Genomic DNA, 5,911 nt, shown 5'->3' on the forward strand with positions numbered 1-5,911 from the left:
ATGCAAGACTGGCTTGCGGCTCAGCGGACAAAGGATACGGCTGCATAACCCCGGGCCTCTGGAAGGCGAAAAACCGAGGGAAGCTCAGTCCGGGGGAAACAAGAATGAACAGGATGTCGCGCTACCTAGTTCCGCAACTTGTTTTGGTGTTCATGTCTCATGTCTCCTTGGCAGCGGATACTTCGAATTTTAACAATCGAATATCTGCGTTAAATGCCCTAGTAGGCAACGGGGCATCTGCTGCGCCCGCCGGACAATCGTCCCAGCCTGCCTCCGGTCAATCGGCGGCACAGCCCAATGGGGGCGCCACCACGACGCCGAGCGGATCAGCGCTATTCGATCCTAAGCAACAAGATACCTTTAACGATCTCGTGGGAAGATGCGCGGGTGCGATTAGTATCTATGATACGCGCGCAGAAGGACAGCGACACACGTCCGAATGGATTGCTATCGGTGGTGCCGTCCTTGGTGTAGCGGGTGCTGCACTGGCGGGCCACGTGGCAATTGCGATTGTATCTTCGCTCAGCGGGTTATCCGGTGCAGCCAATACGACCCAAAAGATTTTCCAAGACAATGGTGATACTTCGACGAACACTTTGCTGGCACGTGAGGATGTGAGAAAGAACGCGCGCGACGCCATCAAAGCGTACAATGACGGTCAAGATTTCGCTGCTCGGCAAGTCGCGTTGAACCAACTATTTGCCGCGTGCATGCTCCTCGATCCTGTAGGCTTAGCGATCACTCCATCGGGAAACTGAGGCCAAGAATGGAAGAGACGAGAGCATGTAAAGGCGCAGAAACGGGTACGCGTCGATGGGGTATGGTCAGCGGTGCTGGAGGTGCAGTATGCAGGTAAGAGACGATCTGGTCGATTATCAGGTCTTCGGGTTCTCGGCCGGTTGTGCCAGCTCGACATCCTCTGAATCGATCCCAACGAATCACGCTTGATAGGCCTTAAAGCGACGCGATGAAGGATTGAAACGAGGATCTGCCGTCAGTCGTGGGCCTATTCTGGGTGAGGCCGAAGTACGGACCCGCCGAGGTCACGAATGTCGTTTGCGACGACGCATTCAACCGGTTCGGCGCGCAGGTATTCGGTAAGACTTTATCTGGTCCCTCGATCGCTTTGGCGAGGCACTCTGGTTAGGACCGATCAAACCGCCGGCGGCGGGAATTGGACTAGATGTATGGGAATACAACGAAAATTCAATCGGCGCGAGAGCGTCTCGCATCGGCCGGGAGCCGGGACTTGATGGGGATAAAACAATGAGCAGACCGCAGATTCTCTCCAACGCAGAAATTCACGGCATCGACAGCTTTGTCGCAAAGGTGCTCGATGCATACAAGGATGGCAGGGTAAGCCGGCAAGATGCAGTGCTGGCTATTGGTCATGTTACGGTCGCCGTGGATCAAGGTAATGCGACCGAGTATGTCAACTTTCCGGCGAACTGGTCTGCTCCTTGAGAGCTTACATCGCGAATGTCGGTCTGAAAGCCACAACGAAGAAAGCCTCTCATATCAGCAGTTTAGGTTGCTCGAAGTGGTCGCTAACGCGCAGCGCGAAGAACGCGAACATCTTTTTGGCGCCGATCGAGCGTGAGGGCGCGAATTTGTGCGTAGCGGCAGGTCTACTGGAAACGGCCTGCGACATCGCCCGCTTAACCGACGATGGCGCGAAGTTCATCATCCGGTTGAATACCTGATACGAAACAGAGAGCAACGGGAGCGAGTAGATCATGTACGAGAAGCAGATGAATGAAATTGCCGAATGCCTCCGGCTAGTAGCCGACACCTACGACGGCCACGACCATGCGGTTCTCGATGTCATCGCTGATTGCGAGAGAGCGATGGAACAAGCGCGCGAGGGCGCAATCGGCGCCTGGGAGCGACGTGAACTCGATTACGCACGGGCCGCCGTTCGCGAAGGATTCCTGCGACTAGCTTTGGTGGCGGCCGAGAAGGCGCTGATTGTCAGTCAGTTGCCGCGGGATGAATACGAGTACGGTCTCAATTACGGCCGCCGTCAATAACACGGAAAACGACACCCACGGGGATTGCTGTGAGAATCGTAAAGAGAATCAGTGTTGCTCTTTGTCTGGCCGCGACCGTTTGTCCGCTTAGGCCGAACATTGGGTAATCTCTGCCAAGAATGACAGGGAGACCGTCTACCTCGATGGCGGCAGTATCAAGCGCGACGAATACGGCAACGTTCTAGTGAGGACAAAGCACGACTTATCTGCCCATCCAATGGTCGTCAACAACCGGTTCATCGCAACTTCAATGGAGCGCGATGCTTTCGACTGTAGTCGTGACCGCGTCCGTTTCTTGTCGACCGCCGCGTACGATCGCAACGGAGCGCTGCTTGCAGCGGTCGATTCATCTTCGACGTTTTAGAAGATTCCACCACGGACAGTCGTGGCGTCAATCGAGCAGATTGCATGTGGCGCTGCCAAGCGCTTGGGTATGTGAGAGAAGGGAAAACGCGCAAAAAAATGCGCCCGTTGACTGGCCGGTAGTCGGTCGCATACGCAAAGGAGCCGATATGGCATCAGTAGATTTAACGAAGGCGAAAGAAGTGATTGTGAAAACCCACGCAGGTGACGTGACTCGCTTTATCAATGCGGGCTGGTCGTTGATCGACACAGCTTCGGGAAAAGATGAGTCAGGCTACCCGCTAACGTTGTACTCGCTAGCGTGGCTCGGCGAAGGCGAGCCGGCTGAACCGCAGCGCTAATCGAACGATAGAGGCTGACTGTTGCCGCTACTGGTGGCAACGGTGAAGCCTCTAAGGGCATTGAAACGGAAAACGCACGATGCGGGACTTCCTTGAAAAGTGTTTGGTCTTCGGCGGAATCGCTCTCGCCTACTGGCTCCTGATTTTCGATGGACGCAGCCCGAAGCAGAGACGCGAAGAGGATGCCCGACAGCTCGCCGACGACGAGGAGCGGCGACGCAACTATGACGCAGCCGCAGCTTATCAGGCGCAGAATAACCGCCACGATCAGCATCGATAGGAAAGCAGCAAAACCATGGAATTGAACGTAGCGTTCTCGTGCCCGTGCGGCGCATTTGTCGATCAGAACTTGCATGTCGACGCGGACGAGTCTTTGGGTGACACCGAGGAATTCTACGCCTCTGTGCAATGCGACGGATGTGGTAAAGACTTCGAAGCAAAAATAAGGCGCAAGTTTGGCGAGACCAGTGTGGCGATTGCTGGAGCCGTCTCATTGACGTTTGACGTGTTGGCGGAGGATGCGGATGACGAACTGCGGTGGGTAATACAGTCTTCCGAACAACTTGATACATACAGGGACGTTGTACGCGACGCATACCGGCTGCTACGAGCACCGGTGGCAGACGATCTAAAGGTCAGCCTGTGCAATATGATCTACGCGCAAGTGGTTACTGCAGTTGAGGCATATCTTTCCGGGACCTTCATTCGCACAGTTGTCAATTCAAACGCGTTGATCCGAAGGTTAGTGATGACCGACCCCGCACTGGCGAACCGACCATTGGTATTGAAGGATATTTTTAGCCAGCATGAAGGTCTCCAATTGACTGTCGCGAAGTATCTGCATGACCTGATCTTTCATGAACTTAAGAAAGTGAAGCCGATGTACGCATCCGTGCTTGATATCGATTTCGGTGATATAGGTTGGTTGTTCAGGGCCGTTCTGATACGACATGACTGTGTCCATCGAAACGGCGTTAGCAAAGAAGGCGTGCCGACCGGCGTAGACGAGGCGGCAGTCGTTGAGCTAATAAAGAATTGCAGTTCGTTGGTCGCGAGTATCGATGAACAGGTTCAGTTCTCGGTGCAAGAAGCCGGATAGGAAAACATTACAACATCGTGAATGCCGTTGGAATTGCCGAAATAGGCAGACAGTGCCATCGAATGACAAGCGCGTTTCGGCTTGTTAGATTGGTCGTGCAGGTCTACCCGGAGCCCGCATGAAACTAAGAACGGTCTATCTGAAGGTCGGCAACATGGACGAAGCCGCCGCATTTTGGCAGCAGGTGCTAGAACGGGCGCCGCACCGCCAATCGCCCAAATGGACGGAGTTCCTTATTGGAGACGTCCGCCTGGGCCTATTGCTCAACGACTTTGGCGACGAGTTCGACGGTAGCGGCGCGGTGCCGGTATTCGAGTTCGAAAAAGACGCGCTGCTTTCCTTTCTCGACCGCGCGAAGGCGAACGGTGCGAAGGTCGTCGTCGACGGGCTCGACGATCCGAACATGAAGAGTATCGTCCTGCGCAGCCCCGACGGCCACGAGTTCGAACTCTGTACGTGCCACGAATGAGCCCGCCAAACGCGCGCAGTACCCCTGGTTAATCCGCCTTCACCAGCACGGGCCGCAGCAATTCGTCGAGCACGCCGGTCATCCCCTCCGGGTGCGCGGCCGCGCGTTCCTTCAAGGCGGCGACGAGTTCGCCGTCGAGCTTGCAGGCGAACGGCACGAGCCCTTTGGCCTGGTCGAGCTTGCGCTGTTCGCGGCGGTTCGCCGGGGTCTCGGCCGTCCCTTTGCCGAAGCGTTCCGAGTTCGACTGTTTCATCGATTGAGTCAGTTTCAACGCCTTGTTCTTTTCAAGGTCGAATTTCTTCATTGCCATGGCTTGCATTCCGCGGGTTGGATCGATCAGCGCGTATTGTACGCGGGCCTAAAGCGGCGGCCGTTTCAAGCGCCGCCGGCCGTCGTTTCGAGGGCTTCGCGCTCCTGCCGGATCACCTTGGCTAAACGTTGCACGAGCGGCACGAACAGCGACTCCGACGTATTGCCATAGCCGAGTACGAGGCCGTTGTCTTCCGGTTGCGGGCGCAAAGCGAAGCGTGAGAGCGCCATCGGCGCCATTTCGAACCCGCGCGCGGCCAGTGCGATGCGCTCGTCCGGGTAATCGGCGGGCAGCCTAATCGTCAAATGCATTCCGCTGTCGCCGCCCGCCACGACATGAGGCACGTCCAGATGCTGCTTCAACGCGGCTCGCAAGGCGTCCTGCCTGCGTTTGTAGAGACGGCGCATTCGCCCTAGGTGGCGGCTGAATTGGCCGCTCTCGATGAATTCCGCGAGGGCCAACTGCTCGTAGCGATGCCCGCCCCGCAGCGTCTCCTGGAGCAAGGCGGCGGCCGGAGCGGCCAAGGCCGCGGGCAGCACGAGAAAACCCAGACGCAGCGAAGGGAAGAGCGTCTTGCTGAACGTGCCCACATAGAGAACGGGCGCATGCGGCACGAGGCCCTGCATCGCGCCCACGAGTTCGCCGGCATGGCGGTACTCGCTGTCGTAGTCATCCTCGATGATCCACGCGCCGTGCCGCTGCGCGTTGGCGATCAGGTCGAGCCGGCGCGCGGCCGTCAGCACGGCACCGGTCGGATATTGATGCGACGGCGACGTGTAGATCAACCGGGGCGTGGCTGCCGCCCACGCCGCCTCCGGGATATCGAGCCCGTTTTCGTCGACGCGCATCGGAACGACCTCGAGGTCGCCGCACACCATCGCCGTCTTCGCGCCTCGATAGCCGGGATCTTCAACCCACGCTTTATCCCCGGGATTCGTCACTAGGCGCACGCACAGCGTCAGTGCTTCTTGGGCGCCTTCCGTGATGACGATTTGCTCGGGCTCGCAACGCACCGCGCGCGCGACCGCGAGATGCCGCATGATTGCTTCGCGCAACGCGAGCTCGCCCTGCGGATCGCCGTAGGAGAGGCCGGAGACGCCCGCGCGCCGCACCGCGCGATCGAAGCATCGTTTCCAAGCCCCCAGCGGAAACCGCGCCAGCGCGGGCACGCCGGGACGCAGCGGCAAGGCATCGCCGGATGTAGGCGGGCTCTTGTCATCTTCCGCCATATAGGAGCCACCGGGCTTCCGGCATAAAGGAGCCGGGGCGTTTTCGGCATAAAGGAGCCACTTCGTTTCC

10 protein-coding genes are annotated in these 5,911 nt (G+C 57.8%); 8 read left to right on the plus strand and 2 right to left on the minus strand.

What is annotated here, in order from left to right; translation table 11 throughout:
- From DXT59_RS30520 to DXT59_RS10250, 8 genes are all read left to right on the plus strand, one after another.
- Positions 1 to 758: hypothetical protein (locus DXT59_RS30520; protein WP_205417397.1), on the plus strand; the 758-nt coding region annotated here is incomplete at its 5' end.
- Positions 759 to 1,266: 508 nt separating this feature from the next.
- The gene (locus tag DXT59_RS30525) at positions 1,267 to 1,464 is read left to right on the plus strand and encodes a hypothetical protein (RefSeq protein ID WP_162878017.1); all 198 of its coding nucleotides are present in this window, start codon (positions 1,267 to 1,269) and stop codon (positions 1,462 to 1,464) included.
- A 272-nt stretch (positions 1,465 to 1,736) separates the two neighbouring features.
- Positions 1,737 to 2,030, plus strand: a complete 294-nt coding sequence (locus DXT59_RS10235) for a hypothetical protein (protein WP_116136804.1) — start codon at positions 1,737 to 1,739, stop codon at positions 2,028 to 2,030.
- A 106-nt stretch (positions 2,031 to 2,136) separates the two neighbouring features.
- A complete protein-coding gene (locus tag DXT59_RS31570) occupies positions 2,137 to 2,394 on the plus strand; it encodes a surface-adhesin E family protein (protein ID WP_420823382.1) in 258 nt (85 codons plus the stop codon).
- A 148-nt stretch (positions 2,395 to 2,542) separates the two neighbouring features.
- Positions 2,543 to 2,734, plus strand: a complete 192-nt coding sequence (locus tag DXT59_RS30530; protein WP_162878018.1) for a hypothetical protein — start codon at positions 2,543 to 2,545, stop codon at positions 2,732 to 2,734.
- Between the two features lie 79 nt (positions 2,735 to 2,813).
- The gene (locus DXT59_RS10240) at positions 2,814 to 3,014 is read left to right on the plus strand and encodes a hypothetical protein (RefSeq protein WP_116136805.1); all 201 of its coding nucleotides are present in this window, start codon (positions 2,814 to 2,816) and stop codon (positions 3,012 to 3,014) included.
- Between the two features lie 15 nt (positions 3,015 to 3,029).
- Positions 3,030 to 3,833 carry a hypothetical protein gene (locus DXT59_RS10245; protein ID WP_116136806.1) on the plus strand — a complete coding sequence of 268 codons (804 nt, stop codon included), beginning with the start codon at positions 3,030 to 3,032 and terminating at the stop codon, positions 3,831 to 3,833.
- A gap of 118 nt (positions 3,834 to 3,951) precedes the next feature.
- On the plus strand, positions 3,952 to 4,302 hold the full coding sequence (locus tag DXT59_RS10250; protein ID WP_116136807.1) for a VOC family protein: 351 nt from the start codon (positions 3,952 to 3,954) through the stop codon (positions 4,300 to 4,302).
- A gap of 28 nt (positions 4,303 to 4,330) precedes the next feature.
- Here DXT59_RS10250 and DXT59_RS10255 read toward each other — a convergent pair whose 3' ends face one another.
- Both DXT59_RS10255 and DXT59_RS10260 read right to left on the minus strand, forming a co-directional pair.
- Entirely contained in the window at positions 4,331 to 4,621 is a 291-nt protein-coding gene (locus DXT59_RS10255) for a hypothetical protein (RefSeq protein WP_205417398.1), read from the minus strand.
- 56 nt (positions 4,622 to 4,677) lie between these two features.
- On the minus strand, positions 4,678 to 5,911 hold a 1,234-nt coding region (locus tag DXT59_RS10260; RefSeq protein WP_162878019.1), incomplete at its 5' end, for an aminotransferase-like domain-containing protein.

Origin of the sequence: Trinickia diaoshuihuensis (assembly GCF_003390925.1) — a bacterium.
Taxonomy (GTDB): Bacteria; Pseudomonadota; Gammaproteobacteria; order Burkholderiales; family Burkholderiaceae; genus Trinickia; species Trinickia diaoshuihuensis.

What these genes read in the sequence shown, in the direction of transcription:
- DXT59_RS30525 (WP_162878017.1), top strand. Translation starts at nt 1,267, where the DNA reads ATGAGCAGACCGCAGATTCTCTCCAACGCAGAAATTCACGGCATCGAC.
- DXT59_RS10235 (WP_116136804.1), top strand. Translation starts at nt 1,737, where the DNA reads ATGTACGAGAAGCAGATGAATGAAATTGCCGAATGCCTCCGGCTAGTA.
- DXT59_RS30530 (WP_162878018.1), top strand. Translation starts at nt 2,543, where the DNA reads ATGGCATCAGTAGATTTAACGAAGGCGAAAGAAGTGATTGTGAAAACC.
- DXT59_RS10240 (WP_116136805.1), top strand. Translation starts at nt 2,814, where the DNA reads ATGCGGGACTTCCTTGAAAAGTGTTTGGTCTTCGGCGGAATCGCTCTC.
- DXT59_RS10245 (WP_116136806.1), top strand. Translation starts at nt 3,030, where the DNA reads ATGGAATTGAACGTAGCGTTCTCGTGCCCGTGCGGCGCATTTGTCGAT.
- DXT59_RS10250 (WP_116136807.1), top strand. Translation starts at nt 3,952, where the DNA reads ATGAAACTAAGAACGGTCTATCTGAAGGTCGGCAACATGGACGAAGCC.
- DXT59_RS10255 (WP_205417398.1), bottom strand. Translation starts at nt 4,621, where the DNA reads ATGCAAGCCATGGCAATGAAGAAATTCGACCTTGAAAAGAACAAGGCG.